The sequence below is a fragment of the Ornithinibacillus salinisoli genome, from assembly GCF_042684965.1.
Taxonomy (GTDB): domain Bacteria; phylum Bacillota; class Bacilli; order Bacillales; family Amphibacillaceae; genus Ornithinibacillus; species Ornithinibacillus salinisoli.
Window position 1 is genome coordinate 12829 of sequence record NZ_JBHUMI010000009.1, and the last position, 14037, is coordinate 26865.

The following is a 14037-nucleotide window of genomic DNA, read 5'->3' on the forward strand; positions in this document are numbered from 1 at the left end:
AATGGCTCATGCTGAAGTTACTTCACAATTTTCATCAAACAGAAACAAACTACCCCAAAAGAGCCTTAGATTTAAAACTCGGAATATAGTATAATAATAATTACCTTCTCCTTTCCTTCCATACTACCAATCAAATTTTCTACATTCCAAATTCCAACTTTTTAATTGAAATGGGTGTTATATGATGAGACTTATAATTGCAGAAAAACCTTCCGTTGCCAAAAATATTGCGGATGCTTTATTAATCAAAAATAAACAAGACGGTTATTTTGAAGGACAACAATATGTTATTACTTGGGCTTTTGGCCATTTATTACAGTTGTTTGATGCGAAGGATTATGATACGAAGATGGCTAGGTGGAAGATGGACAACTTTCCATTTATCCCTGATAAATTCGAATATAAAGTCAAGAATGATCCTCGAAATAGAGGTAGATCGGACCGTGGTGCAGAAAAGCAGCTGAAAACAATCCATTATCTTATGAAACGACGTGATGTGGAGATGATTATTTCTGCATGTGACTATGATCGCGAAGGGCAGATTATCGGTGACAGTATTATATATAGAGCAAAATTGAATAAACCTGTATATCGTTTATTACTGAATGAATGGACGAAAGATGAAGTTCTTCATGGGCTTGAGAATATGAAGCCAAATGAACAATTAAGACCTCTACAGGATGCAGGTGTTAGTAGACAGTGGGCGGATTGGGTAATCGGAATTAATCTTACCTCTGTAGCCACTTTGAAATATCAAAAAGGAAAAGGTAAGGCACTAAATATTGGTCGTGTACTTCTACCAACGCTAAAAATAATCTATGATCGAGATAAACAAATTGAACAATTTGTCCCTGAAGATTACTTTAAACTAAAGGCAGTATTCCAAACCGATGAAGGAAAAACATATGAAGGTACATATATAAAAGGAAAAGAGGAAAAGTTTAAGAAACAGGATGAATTACTTCATTTACAACAACTTGTACAACAAAAACAAGCAACGGTGATTGATAAGAAAGTAGAGAAAAAGAAAGAATTTCCGCCATTTTTATTTAATCTATCAAACTTGCAAGGATATATTACGAGTAAGTTTAAGGGGTGGACATCAGATAAAGTTTTAAAGGTAGCACAATCCTTATACGAGAAAAAGTTTATAACATATCCTAGAACCTCTAGTATTGCTCTTGAGGAAAGCTTAGTTGGAAAAACTGCCAAAGTTCTCAAAACTATTTCAGAGGATTTACCTTATAAAGATGAAATTAAATTTATGAAAACAAAACGAATATTTAATAATGCTAAAGTGGAAAGCCATAGTGCGATCATTCCAACTTATATGATACCGAAGCGTCTTACAAAAGAAGAGCAAATTGTTTATACTGCCATAAAAAATCGTTTTATCATGCAGTTTATGCCGATTGCTCAACACGAGGAAACGAATGTAAAAACGAAAATTAATAACCATGAAGTGACAGGATATTTTGTTTCCAAAGGTAGAGTGCAACTTGTTGATGGCTGGAAGAAGGTTGAAAATATACAATCGAAAGATGCATTACTACCAGTTGTTCGAATCGATGAGCATGTTCATGTTCAAGATGCAGAAGTAACCAGTCATGTGACGAAGCCACCTAAACCTCATACAGAAAAAACACTTCTTCGTGTAATGGAAACGTGTGGAAAAAGTTTTCAAGAAGATGAAAAAGAAGAAATTATGGGAAGTATTTTAACCGGGTTTAGTATTGGTACACCAGCAACTCGAGCAGAAACAATTAAAAAGCTAAAAGATGTTGGGTATATTACTACAAATAGCAAAAACGTAGTAACGACAGATTTGGGAAGAAAGTTAGTAGAAACGTTCCCTGTGACAGATTTATTTGATCTTGAATTCACTGGTCGACTGGAAAAAACGTTATCGGAGATTCAAAAAGGAAAGGTACATAAAAGAGAATTTTTACATTTGGTATTTAATTTTACGAATAATTCTGTCGGAACGATTAAAGAAGATCGTGATATCATTATTAATGAAGTTTCTGTAGCAAAAAGTATGACAAATGAAATTCTCGGAAAATGTCCTGCTTGTGAAGGTAACATTGTTGAAGGAAGTAAAGGGTATGGCTGTAGTAATTGGAAGAAAGGCTGTACGTTTGTTATTTGGAAAAATGATTTTTATTTACGGGCTCTTAAGAAACGACCTACCAAAACGATGGTGAAGGATTTACTAAAAAATAGACAAGCGTATGTAAAGGGACTTACTAGTAAACAAGGAAAGAAATTTAACGCATATCTCCAATATGAAAAAAATGAGCAAAATGACTATTATAGTTGGAAAATGGAATTTAAGAAATGAGGCTGCTAATAGCAGACTCATTGTTAAATCATGAATCGAGACAAAGGAAAATAAAAATGGTGCCTAGATATGCTCTAGACACCATTCATTTTCAGTATTATTCATTTGATAACTTGAGGAGATCAAATAACTTAAATAATAAGCTTAATATAATTGCTACTATCGTTGCTAGTCCCATTCCAGTTAACGCAACTTCTTTAATTTGGATGGTTGTACCACTAATTCCAATAACAAGTACAACACAAGTTAGAATTAAGTTTTGTGAACGACTGTAATCAACTTTCGCTTCTACTAGCATTCGGATACCACTTGCTGCGATAATACCGAATAATAGTAAAGATATACCTCCCATTACTGCTGCAGGAATGGAAGAGATAAGCGCGGCAAGCTTACCTGAAAATGATAGAATAATGGCAATTACTGCAGCACCACCAATAATCCAAGTTGAATATACACGTGTAATTGCTAAAACTCCGATATTTTCACCGTATGTTGTATTCGGTGTCGATCCTATAAAACTAGAAAGAATCGTGGATAACCCGTTACCCATTAGTGAGCGATCAAGACCGGGATCCTTTGCCAAGTCCTTTTTAACAATATTACTTGTAACAAATAAGTGTCCGATATGCTCAGGTATTAAAACAAGGGCAGCTGGTAAAATAATAAATATGGAAGACCAATCGAACTTCAGTTGATAAAATTCAGGAGTAGAAACCCAAGCGGCTTCACCTACTGCATCAAAATCGACTAATCCAGTAAAATAGGCAATGACATATCCGGATACAATTCCGATTAAGATTGGAATAATTTTAAAGAAACCACGTAATGTTACCCAACAAACAATTGTAATCGCTAGTGTTAATACGGAAACAATTACTACTTTTGGATCCATCGTCCATGTGGAATCAGCCCCATCTGGAGCAATTAATCCAGCCATTTCCGCTGCTACCGGTACTAGTTCAAGACCAATAACTGCTACGATAGCCCCCATTGCTGCAGGTGGGAACATCACATCGATCCAGCCAGTACCAGCGACTCGTACGATTAAACCAACCAATGTTAACACAATACCTACTGCAAGGAATCCACCTAGTACGTAACTATAACCATCTCCACCGTTATGATGGCCTAATACAACTAAAACTGGGGAAATAAAAGCAAAGCTTGATCCTAAATAAGCAGGAATTTTTCCTTTGGTTATAAAAATATAAATTAACGTTCCAATACCATTCATTAATAAGATGGTGGCAGGGTTAACCCCAAATATAACAGGAACTAAAACAGTTGAGCCAAACATGGCGAATAAGTGCTGAAAACTTAATGGTAAACTTTGTAAAAAAGGTAAGCGTTGATCCACTTGAATCTCATCGTATTTTTCCATTCTATTCTCTCCCTTTCATTAGTAGGTTCATCAGTTACCAGGTAAAAAGGAAGCTACAAAACTATCAAAAAAACACCTTGCCAAGAATCGGCAAGGTGTTTGCGTACATATAAAACAATAGGGCAACATTTCCCCATTGGTTTTAATATTTACAGACCTATGTCTGTTCCACCTTGCCAGTCTCACGGGACTGAATTAAAGGTAACCGTATGAACTTAATTTGATATTACACATAATGGACTACCATGTCAATATATATTTTAAATACTTGTAATAAATTACCTGCATAATACAACATTGGAAAGCTAAAATATAAATATGAAAAAATATATATTAGTTTTAACGACACTGCTCGTATTCATGTTTCCAACTAATTCAAATGCAGATGAAATGGTCACGGTTAAACTAGTTAACTATGTTGGCAATACATCTGAACTCGATATTAAAATTGCAGGAGACTACTTCACATTTGACCCTACATTACAATTAAAAGAAGGAGTGAATTATACATTATCGGTGCAGCGAGGGTCACTTTATTTAAAGGAGGGGAAAGCGAAAAAACAAAAAATAAGTGGACCTTTTATTCTTATTCCAGCGTCAGAGAGTGAAGGACAACAAGTACACGTAAATGATCGTCCGTACTTAGGAGCGATGGAATTTACTATTGAAGAGGATAAATTTATTCGCCCGATTAACCAACTTCCACTAGAAGATTATTTAAAAGGTGTTGTTCCATTTGAAGTATTTTCGTCTTGGGGGATGGAGACATTAAAAGCACAAACCTTAGCAGCTAGAACGTATGCTGTTTCGAAAATAAATCAAATTATTGACGATACGATAAGGTTTCAAGTTTATGGTGGATATTCTTGGGATGAAAGTACAACAAAAGCGGTCGAGGAAACGAAGGGTGAGGTGATTACATTTCACAACCGCTTGATTGAAACGTTTTATTCGGCTAGCAATGGTGGAGTAACAGAAAATAATGCGAATGTATGGGGGGGGAATCCCTTAAAATATTTCCCGGTAAAAGAAGATCCATATGATCCAACTCATCCATGGGAATTTAAATTACATCAACTACAAATCGATTTGGATGAAATTATGTGGGATCTTCAAAATTGGTGGGAAAGCTTAGAGGAGAAGGATAAAGAAATCACACAATCGATGAGAAATTGGTTAAATAATAATGGGTACCCAGGTGAAATCAAAATCCTATCTATACCTAAATTTGAATTATCTAACGAAACATTTGAATCTGGTCGAAGTGAGAAAGGTTCAATAACAATTGAGTTTATGCAGCGACTACTGGAAGGAACGGTTTTATTTCAAAAATTAGAGCTGAAGGATGTAAACTTAAATCGAATACGACCAATGATAGGGGGAACCATTTTCAAAAGTTACTTAATTGATTCATTGGAGGTAAATAAAGAACAGTATACAATGAAAGGTAGAGGGTATGGCCATGGTGTTGGTATGAGCCAATGGGGAGCACACTATATGGCGGAACAGGGGAAAAAATATAAAGAGATTGTTAACTATTATTACCCCGGAACTACGATCGTGGATATAGCCGATGAAGCAATTGTACGTCCAACGAATTAATTAAAAGTCACCATTTGGTGGCTTTTTCTACTTTGTCTATAGCTAGGTAAAAAGTATTGTTCTTTGGTTGTAATTAGGAAATTAGTAATATTGACAAAAATAATAGAAATATTCAATCTAAAATAAAATGATCGTGAAGAATGGGGGAGTGTAACATTGTATAGTTGGTATAAAGGAATCATTTCTATGCTTTTTATCCTATTCATTTTTTCGGGATGCAGTAATGATGATCCAGATAATGTCAATGTTGATGGACAGGAAGTTGAAAATAATAAGATCGAGGAAAATGATGAAAATGACGAACAAACATCGGAAAAAATAGATAATATATTTGAGCAAGTTCAATCTGTTGTAATACCTACATCATTACTAGAAATGAAAGAACAGCAAGGAGGTCTAATGTTAAATGGCCGTTCCTTGCAAGATGAATTAGAAGTAGATATGGCAGAATTTCTTTTGGGTATGGAGAGCGAGCTAAAATCACACATAGAAAGTCTTACTTCTGAAACACAGAATCCGTCTGAATTAGAAAAAGCGCTAATATACATTTTAGGAACACCAAACTATCAGGAGGTATTGGAGTTAGCAGAAGGATTTGAACCAGAATTCGAAGAACCTTACCTTCCATACCCGGGTAAAACGGTAGAAGAGATAAAACAAGAACCAAACAGTGACAAATCGATCATTTTATTAGATGCAAGTTCAAAGTATGTTATTATCGGTCGATGGTGAGGTTAAAATGGATATTGCGAAGAAGGCAGTAAAACGTTTTGCTGATGTGATTGGTCAGGATAGTGAGATTTCACTTGTTGTATATGGTCACGAGGGTTCTGAATCAAGTGAAGATAAATCGTTGTCATGTAATGGTATAGAGGAGATTTATCAGTTAGATACATATGAGAAAGAAAAATTTGAAGCATCTTTATCTACTTTTGAAAGTAAAGGGTGGACGCCATTAGCTGGAGCAATCAATAAGGCAGCAGAAATGAGTGCGAGTGTGGATGGTTCTATAACGGTGTATATTGTTAGTGATGGGGTTGAAACCTGTGACGGTGATCCTGTCCAGGCTGCGGAAGATTTTGTGGCATTGAATGATCATCGTTCCGTAAATATAATTGGATTTAATGTTGATCAAGATGCGGAGGAACAATTGAAACTGGTTTCTGAAGCAGGAAAAGGCGAATATTATACAGCGAACAATGCAGATGATTTAAAGCAAACAATTGAATATGAGTGGCTACCATCTGCAATTGATTTAGCATGGGCATTTACAAAAGCTCCAGGCCCATGGGAGATTCTCGATGAATATAACAAATATGATGTAGATCACGAGAAAATAAAAATCATCATGCAACAAGAACGAGACCGGTATAATTTTGCGTTAAACATGATCAAAGAAGCAGATATGATTCCGAGTGACCAACATCAGGAGTTAAAAGATTTAATAGCTACACATTATAATAAACGAATGGAAGATTGGAGAGAATTACGTTCTGCTAAAATCGATGAAATTAATGCAATTGCAGATGACATAAAAGAAAAAGTAAGCGATTGGACAGAGGAAATGAAGAAACGGAAAAAAGAACGGGGAGACGTTTGGTAACCATTTCTTATTCAATAATAATGTGTCGACTGCCTGGACAGCGGTCGACACTTTTTCTGGTCGATTCATTTAAAGTGAATACAGCAATATATTTTTTGCATGATAATTTCCATTTTAAGACAAGATAAAATATGATGGATAAACTTACTCTCTAACTGCTTTGCTATTATAACAATCTTTGCTATGATAGAAATAAGATTAAATTGGTATTCATTGGTAATTGACACACTTATTTAGAGGTCGGTAAGAAAGTTGCTAGGGAAACTGGAAAGGGTGGAAATGAATGAATTCAAAACCAAAAATAGTCATCTTAGGTGCTGGATATGCAGGAATGATGACGACGAAAAAACTGATGAAGAGATTACAACCAGAAGAAGCGGAAATTGTATTAATTAATAAACATAACTATCATTATCAAACGACGTGGCTACATGAAGTGGCTGCTGGTACAATTAATCACAATCAGGCTCGAATAATGATTCGTGATATTATTAATCCAAATCGTGTACGTTTAATTTATGATGCTGTTGTGGAAGTGAAGCGAGAAGAACAACTTGTGGTGTTGGAAAATAGTGAGATTAAATATGATTATCTTGTGATGGCTCTTGGATTTGAAACAAATACGTTCGGAATAAAAGGGATGGATGAGAACGCCTTTTTCATTCAGGATATCGATTCTTGTCAATTAATTCGGGAGCATATAGAATATCAATTCGCTCAATATAAAAATAGCGAGCAAAAAGATGACCATAGTCTAACGATTCTCGTTGGTGGTGGCGGATTTACAGGAGTTGAATTCATAGGTGAATTAGCTGAGAGAGTCCCACAGTTATGCCGAAAATATGATATTGACCGGAACATACCAAAAATAATTAATGTCGAAGCATCGCCTTCTATTTTACCTGGTTTTGATGAAGAATTAGTTGCTTATGCTAAAAAGTCCTTACAGGAACGTGGAGTCGAACTGAAGCAAGGTACAAAAATTCAATCATGTACAAAAGAAGGATTTATCGTTGGAGAAGGGCATGAATTAATTAAGGCAGGAACGATTGTCTGGACTGGTGGTGTTACTGGCAACTCTGTGTTAGGTAAGTCCGGATTTGATTTAACTAAAGGAAAAGTAACGGTTAACAGTGATCTGCGAGCACCAGGTGAAGAAAATATCTTTGTCTTGGGTGATTGTGCATGGGTAATGAATGAAGCAGAAAACAGACCTTACCCACCTACAGCTCAGGCTGCGATGCAACACGCTACTACTTGTGCTAATAATATTAGAGCGTTACTTCACCATGAGCCTTTGCAGAAGTTTGTATTTAGTGATAAAGGAACAGTAGCTTCTCTAGGTGTAACAGATGCTATGGGAACTATTTTAGATGGTACAAAATTGTATGGAAAACCAGCTGCAGCAATGAAGAAAGTTGTTGATAACCGATACCTATTCTTACTCGGAGGTTTACATCTGTTCCTAAAAAAAGGGAAAGTACGTCCTTTTTAAATAAAAATAACTGTTACTCCAGGAGGGGATTATAGAATGAAACGAGCATTTTATTGGTTCATTGCAGCCATAGCATCATTGGTCGGCTACATGGTTGCTTGTAGAACATTAGAAAATAAGCGCGATTTTAGATGATTAGTATAAAACGTTGGTGTGAAGATCGTTATTACGATTTTACCACCAACGTTTTCTTTGGAATAGTTTCTTTTGGCTCTTTTCGCATAGTTTGTTGCAAAATTGATAGAAAATGCACAGCGAGCATTTGTGAGTAAATAGAATCTAACTGAGGGAGTAACTTAAGTTAAAAAATTGGTGAAACTGATGCGTAATGTTATGCTCCAGACATCGCTCCGGAAATACATTTCGCTTTCCGCGGGCGGCTGGTGAGCCTCCTCGTGCTGTCGCACTCCGGGGTCTCACCGATGCCTTTCCTCCCGCAGGACAAGGAATGCTACATCAGCGTTACATCGCACGCAGAAAAAGTGGTTTTCTTTTTCAAGGAGTCTTCATGTATTTCCTACGCTAGTGTAGTTGTAACAGTTATCTTTAGACATGAAATCACCATCAGCGTAGGCAGAATACGTAGACTCCTGTGGGAACAGCACGTGTCCGAAGACCCCGGAGATGCGCCTGCGTCTTCTAGTTACGCTCCGAAGTATGCTTCCTCGGCGCAAGGGAACGAAGAAGTATATTCGAGAAGTACCCTGGCTGAGGCCGTGCCCACGGCAAAGTAGACACTGTAAAAGCGACCTAAAGGAGCTTGAACAGATGTCGCACTTGTGCTGGAAGTGAAAGCGAAGTATTCTGCCGGAGCGGTTTTGTAGCACTCAATTTAATAAGAGTGTGAGAACAAACCCACGACAATGTTACTGCGCATTCTATATAAATTACTCATTAAGATTCATACTTAATAAACAACAATCTTTTAGAAAACAACCTTTCTTTTTTACATGCTTTTTCCTATTCGTTAAATACTAATAGGAGGAGGTCTGATGATCATGAAGAAAGTTCTATTACTCACCACAATATGCTTACTAATTACCACTAGTGAGGTTGCTGCAACTACATTAGTAATTAAAGACGAACATGTTAGTGAAACGCTAGTTCGAGAGCACTTTCGAATTCAAACTGCAGCTCCACAATTTATTAATCGTAACAAATTGGAGCTACTATTTGATCGAATTGAAGAACAGATATTTAAAGCCCCGAAAAACGCTTATATCAATGATCATGGACAAATAATACCAGCCAAACCAGGAGTAGCATTGAATAGATATAGATTATATCAGCATTTTCACGATTATTATTATTCTAATGTTTCACTTCAAGTAGATGTGCCTTTAAGAAATATTTATCCTAGGGTAGATGGTGAGTTGCTATCTGAAATACGAAATTTTGAATTAGGTAGTTACATGACGTATTTTCGACAAGGGAATAAGGAACGATCACATAATATTGAGTTGGCTGCAGAGGCGATAAATAATCATGTCGTTTTTCCTGGTGAGCAGTTTTCTTTTAATAATGTGGTCGGTAAAAGAACAAAAGAGAGAGGATATAAGCGGGCGCCAGTTATCGTGAAAGGTGAATTGTCTGAGGATATTGGTGGTGGAATATGTCAAGTTTCCTCTACACTTTTCAATGCAGTATCATTAGATGGTATCAAAATAGTAGAGCGTTATTCCCATAGCCGAAAAGTCCCTTATGTACCTCCTGGAAAGGACGCTACTGTTAGTTGGTGGGGACCAGATTTTGTATTTGTAAACGAATACAATCATCCCATCCTCATCCGAGCAAAGGCTTTGGATGGTAAAGTGATCATTCGAATTTTTTCTTCTGAGTCTGTGGAAATAAAAAGTAAAAGAAATTGATTCTAATTGCAAATTATTTTTTTATTGACATAACAAGCGTTTCCATTTATTATATTAATGTAATTGATAAAGATTCTCATTATCACTGAGGTAGGTGAATAACATTAACATAGTAGATATCGTAAGGAGCAGGAGAACGATATTAGATTATAAACCGGAAAAAATTAGAAGAGAATTATTAATCGAATTGTTAGAACATGCGTCCTATGCACCGAATCATCATATGAAAGAACCATGGAAGTTAAAAGTATACGAAGATGAATCACGATCCATATTTGGAGAAAAGGTAGTAGATAGTTACATAAGATTAGGTCTATTAAAGACCCTAAAGGAAGAAAAATTAAAAAAGGCACGTATAGCATATGATCGTTTCTTTACTTCTGTTCCGCACCATATTCTTTTTTATATGGACAAAGAGGATAACGGTGGTTATATTGATGATGAAAATTATGCGGCTGTATGTGCATTTATTCAAAATTTCCAACTGTTAGCTTGGGAAAAGGAAATAGGTACAATGTGGACAGCAAAAGAAACGTTACGTGATGAAGTTTTTATAAATGATATTGGGTTAAGTCCTGATAAACACCGATTGATTGCTGTTGTTCAAGTTGGATATCCCAATAAAGTTCCAAAAGGAAAAGAACGTACATCCATTTGTGATTCGATCGATTGGATTCAAACAAAAAATATTAGATAGGAGAAAATATTATGAAAAAATTTCTAGCAATTACTATTTTTCTTATATTATCATTATTAGTTGCTTGTGGAGGAAATAATGACGAAGGTGATGCAACAGAAGATGCCAATACAAACGAGGAACGAACCGTAACAATTGAAGATGCATTGGGGGAACAAACGATTACCGGAACACCTGAGAACATTGTTGTCCTTGAATGGTCCTATGCGGAGCACTTACTTGCATTAGGAATTCAACCAGCTGGAGTAGCCGATTTAGACGGATTTCATCAGTGGGTAAATATTGATGAAGAGTTTGATGAGAATGTTGTTGATGTTGGAACTCGTCAAGAGCCAAATTTAGAGGCAATCTCACGTTTAAATCCAGATTTGATTATTGCGGTTGATTTTAGACATGAGCAATATTTAGATAGTTTAGAAGATATTGCCCCAGTAGTAACGTTTGCACCATATGGTGATGAAGCAATTCAAGATCATTATCAAAATATGATAAATGAGTTTAACACGATGGCTAAAATCGTTGATAAAGAAAGCGAAGCTGAAACTGTTTTAGCAGAGTTGGATAGCTTTATGGAAGAGCAAAAGCAACGAGTTGTCGAAGCAGATTTAGAAGGAGCAACATATGTAGCAACACAAGCATATACAGCACAGAACACACCTATTATTAGACTATTCACGGATAATTCAATCGTATCACAAGTTATGAGTAACTTAGGGTTTGAAAATGCATATGAATCTGATAAAGTTGAAGTATACGGCTATAGTGAAGTGAACGTTGAGGCGTTACAAAATTTCCAAGAAGAAAACCTGCAATTTTTATATATTGTACAAGAAGACGATAATATATTTGAAAATCAACTTAAAGGAAATCCAGTATGGGAAAACCTAGGTTTTGTTGAGGAAGGTAATACCCATCAGCTGCCGGGTGATACGTGGACGTTTGGCGGAACATTATCAGCGGAAGTGCTTACAGAAACATTAGTCGATGCTATGGTAAAAGAGTGATTGAATGAGTTTAAAAATTAGAAATATGATCATTGCGGTTCTTACCTTTGGCGGTGGAACCGCGCTTTTATGCCTTTTCACATTTATACATATAAACCAAGGTAATGTGTCCATTCCAGTTGAATCTGTATTAGGTGCAATATTTCATCCACAGGATATTTTAGAGCATCATACAATCAGGTATTTACGATTACCACGCGCATTGATGGGAGTCATTGCAGGTGGAGCACTAGCGGTTGCAGGTGTCATTTTGCAAACAGTTACCAAAAATCCATTAGCCTCAGCAAGTACATTAGGAATTCATTCAGGTACATATTTTGCGGTGGTTTTTGCTACTGTTTTATTCCCGACCGCCTTAATTGGGAATGGGATCGTTGTTGCGTTTCTAGGTGGGATTCTCACATTTGTCATTGTGTTCATCTTATCTGGTGGAAATAATGCTTCACCAGTACGAATGGTTTTAGCGGGGATGATCGTTACATTTTTATTTTCCTCGCTTACAAGTGTGTTACAGATTTTTTATGAAAATGAAACAGCAGGGCTGTTTTTATGGGGGGCTGGTACACTTATTCAAAATGACTGGAGTGGTGTTCAGTTTTCCTTACCGATTGTCATTATTGGTGTTATCTTCATCACCTTCCTTTCTTTTAAATTGGATACCTTAACTTTAGGTGATGATGTAGCTATTGCGTTGGGGCAAAGTGTTAATCGTATAAAATTTATTTCGGTTATCATTGCAGTTCTTCTAACATCAGTAACAGTTAGTGTTGTCGGTCCAATTGGTTTTGTTGGATTAGTAGCACCACATTTAATTAAGTTAATTGGCTATCGAAAACATTTTCCATTACTTATTGCTTCATTTATATGGGGGGCAAATGTACTATTACTAGCTGATATTTTAGCAAGGGTAATTGATCCATCTTTCTCTGAACTTCCAGTTGGTGCAATTACTGCATTAATTGGGGCACCATGGTTAATTTATTTGGTACTTCGGATGAAGAAAAATAAATATGGATCCGAAAACTCTTCCATTATTGCAGGTAGAACAACAATGAGACTTCCACTTAAAATTGTTGTTCCCGTGCTATGTGTAATTATCATATGTACCTTATTTATTAGCTTAGCTTCGGGAAATTATGGGTTTGAACCGATACTCACATTCCAAGCGTTGTTTGGCGATAATGAGTTTATGAAAAACGTGATATTAAATCTTCGCTTGCCCCGTGCCTTAGTAGCGTTATTAAGTGGTATGATATTAGCGGTTAGTGGTTTAATCTTTCAAGGTGTACTTCGAAATCCATTGGCTGATCCGTCTGTAATCGGAATAACATCTGGAGCAGGTGTTGGTGCACTATTAACGATGTATGTGTTTGGGATTTCAGCAATATGGATTCCTGTTGGAGCAATGATTGGATCTTTTGTATTCTTTCTAATCGTAATGATACTGGCGATTCGTGCTTCTTTCCAACCGGCAATATTAGCGTTGCTTGGGATCGGTATATCCGCATTTGGTTCAGCAGTTATTCAAATATTAGTTGTCCAAGCAGATATGGGTGTAGCGTCTGCATTAACTTGGCTATCGGGAACCACCTATGCAAGAGGATGGTCTGAGCTAGTTCAATATTTAATTTGGCCAGTTTTGATCCTCATCCCAATACTACTCATGCGAATTCGTAAGTTAGACACCTTGTCATTAGGAGATGAAACTGCTACAGGGCTCGGACTGTCTGTGATGACTACAAGATTTCAATTAGCATTACTGGCAACATTACTGGCTGCTTTCAGTGTTGCGGCAGTTGGTGCTATTGGATTTGTTGGACTAATTGCTCCACATTTTGCAAGGCTATTGGTAGGGCCATCAAACCAACGACTACTGCCAGTTACGATGTTAATTGGAGGAGTTCTGCTTATGGTAGCGGATGTTTTTAGCCGAACATTACTAGCTCCGAATGAGATTCCTTCTGGGATATTAGTTGCTATCATAGGTGCACCATACTTTTTATGGTTAATGAAACGAAGTGGTTAGTAGGTTGAAACAATTATTTT

At 36.5% G+C, this 14037-nt stretch carries 10 protein-coding genes; 9 read left to right on the forward strand and 1 reads right to left on the reverse strand.

The annotated features are described in order from the left end of the window. The first annotated feature begins 184 nt into the window (after nucleotides 1-184). On the forward strand, nucleotides 185-2341 hold the full coding sequence (locus ACFSTA_RS04960) for a type IA DNA topoisomerase (protein ID WP_377555461.1): 2157 nt from the start codon (nucleotides 185-187) through the stop codon (nucleotides 2339-2341). Between the two features lie 97 nt (nucleotides 2342-2438). On the opposite strand, the gene uraA is transcribed toward ACFSTA_RS04960, so the two are convergent. Continuing rightward, nucleotides 2439-3722 (reverse strand): uracil permease, encoded by a 1284-nt coding sequence (gene uraA, locus ACFSTA_RS04965; protein ID WP_377555462.1) that lies wholly within the window; start codon nucleotides 3720-3722, stop codon nucleotides 2439-2441. Between the two features lie 318 nt (nucleotides 3723-4040). On the opposite strand from uraA, the gene ACFSTA_RS04970 reads away from it, so the two are divergent. From ACFSTA_RS04970 to ACFSTA_RS05005, 8 genes are all read left to right on the forward strand, one after another. Next, complete coding sequence (locus ACFSTA_RS04970; RefSeq protein WP_377555463.1) at nucleotides 4041-5324, forward strand: SpoIID/LytB domain-containing protein; 1284 nt, start codon at nucleotides 4041-4043, stop codon at nucleotides 5322-5324. Nucleotides 5325-5480: 156 nt separating this feature from the next. Then, the gene (locus ACFSTA_RS04975) at nucleotides 5481-6056 is read left to right on the forward strand and encodes a hypothetical protein (protein ID WP_377555464.1); all 576 of its coding nucleotides are present in this window, start codon (nucleotides 5481-5483) and stop codon (nucleotides 6054-6056) included. Between the two features lie 7 nt (nucleotides 6057-6063). Further along, nucleotides 6064-6927 carry a hypothetical protein gene (locus ACFSTA_RS04980; protein WP_377555465.1) on the forward strand — a complete coding sequence of 288 codons (864 nt, stop codon included), beginning with the start codon at nucleotides 6064-6066 and terminating at the stop codon, nucleotides 6925-6927. 283 nt (nucleotides 6928-7210) lie between these two features. Then, nucleotides 7211-8422 carry an NAD(P)/FAD-dependent oxidoreductase gene (locus tag ACFSTA_RS04985; RefSeq protein WP_377555466.1) on the forward strand — a complete coding sequence of 404 codons (1212 nt, stop codon included), beginning with the start codon at nucleotides 7211-7213 and terminating at the stop codon, nucleotides 8420-8422. Nucleotides 8423-9414: 992 nt separating this feature from the next. Next, entirely contained in the window at nucleotides 9415-10290 is an 876-nt protein-coding gene (locus ACFSTA_RS04990) for a VanW family protein (RefSeq protein WP_377555467.1), read from the forward strand. Nucleotides 10291-10384: 94 nt separating this feature from the next. Further along, nucleotides 10385-10987 carry a nitroreductase family protein gene (locus ACFSTA_RS04995; protein ID WP_377555468.1) on the forward strand — a complete coding sequence of 201 codons (603 nt, stop codon included), beginning with the start codon at nucleotides 10385-10387 and terminating at the stop codon, nucleotides 10985-10987. A gap of 11 nt (nucleotides 10988-10998) precedes the next feature. Next, nucleotides 10999-11991, forward strand: a complete 993-nt coding sequence (locus tag ACFSTA_RS05000; protein ID WP_377555469.1) for an ABC transporter substrate-binding protein — start codon at nucleotides 10999-11001, stop codon at nucleotides 11989-11991. 4 nt (nucleotides 11992-11995) lie between these two features. After that, nucleotides 11996-14017: an iron ABC transporter permease gene (locus ACFSTA_RS05005; protein WP_377555470.1), complete on the forward strand. Its 2022-nt coding sequence runs from the start codon at nucleotides 11996-11998 to the stop codon at nucleotides 14015-14017. Nucleotides 14018-14037 lie beyond the last annotated feature (20 nt).

What these genes read in the sequence shown, in the direction of transcription:
- ACFSTA_RS04980 (WP_377555465.1), top strand. Translation starts at nt 6,064, where the DNA reads ATGGATATTGCGAAGAAGGCAGTAAAACGTTTTGCTGATGTGATTGGT.
- ACFSTA_RS05000 (WP_377555469.1), top strand. Translation starts at nt 10,999, where the DNA reads ATGAAAAAATTTCTAGCAATTACTATTTTTCTTATATTATCATTATTA.
- uraA (WP_377555462.1), bottom strand. Translation starts at nt 3,722, where the DNA reads ATGGAAAAATACGATGAGATTCAAGTGGATCAACGCTTACCTTTTTTA.
- ACFSTA_RS05005 (WP_377555470.1), top strand. Translation starts at nt 11,996, where the DNA reads ATGAGTTTAAAAATTAGAAATATGATCATTGCGGTTCTTACCTTTGGC.
- ACFSTA_RS04985 (WP_377555466.1), top strand. Translation starts at nt 7,211, where the DNA reads ATGAATTCAAAACCAAAAATAGTCATCTTAGGTGCTGGATATGCAGGA.
- ACFSTA_RS04970 (WP_377555463.1), top strand. Translation starts at nt 4,041, where the DNA reads ATGAAAAAATATATATTAGTTTTAACGACACTGCTCGTATTCATGTTT.
- ACFSTA_RS04990 (WP_377555467.1), top strand. Translation starts at nt 9,415, where the DNA reads ATGATCATGAAGAAAGTTCTATTACTCACCACAATATGCTTACTAATT.
- ACFSTA_RS04960 (WP_377555461.1), top strand. Translation starts at nt 185, where the DNA reads ATGAGACTTATAATTGCAGAAAAACCTTCCGTTGCCAAAAATATTGCG.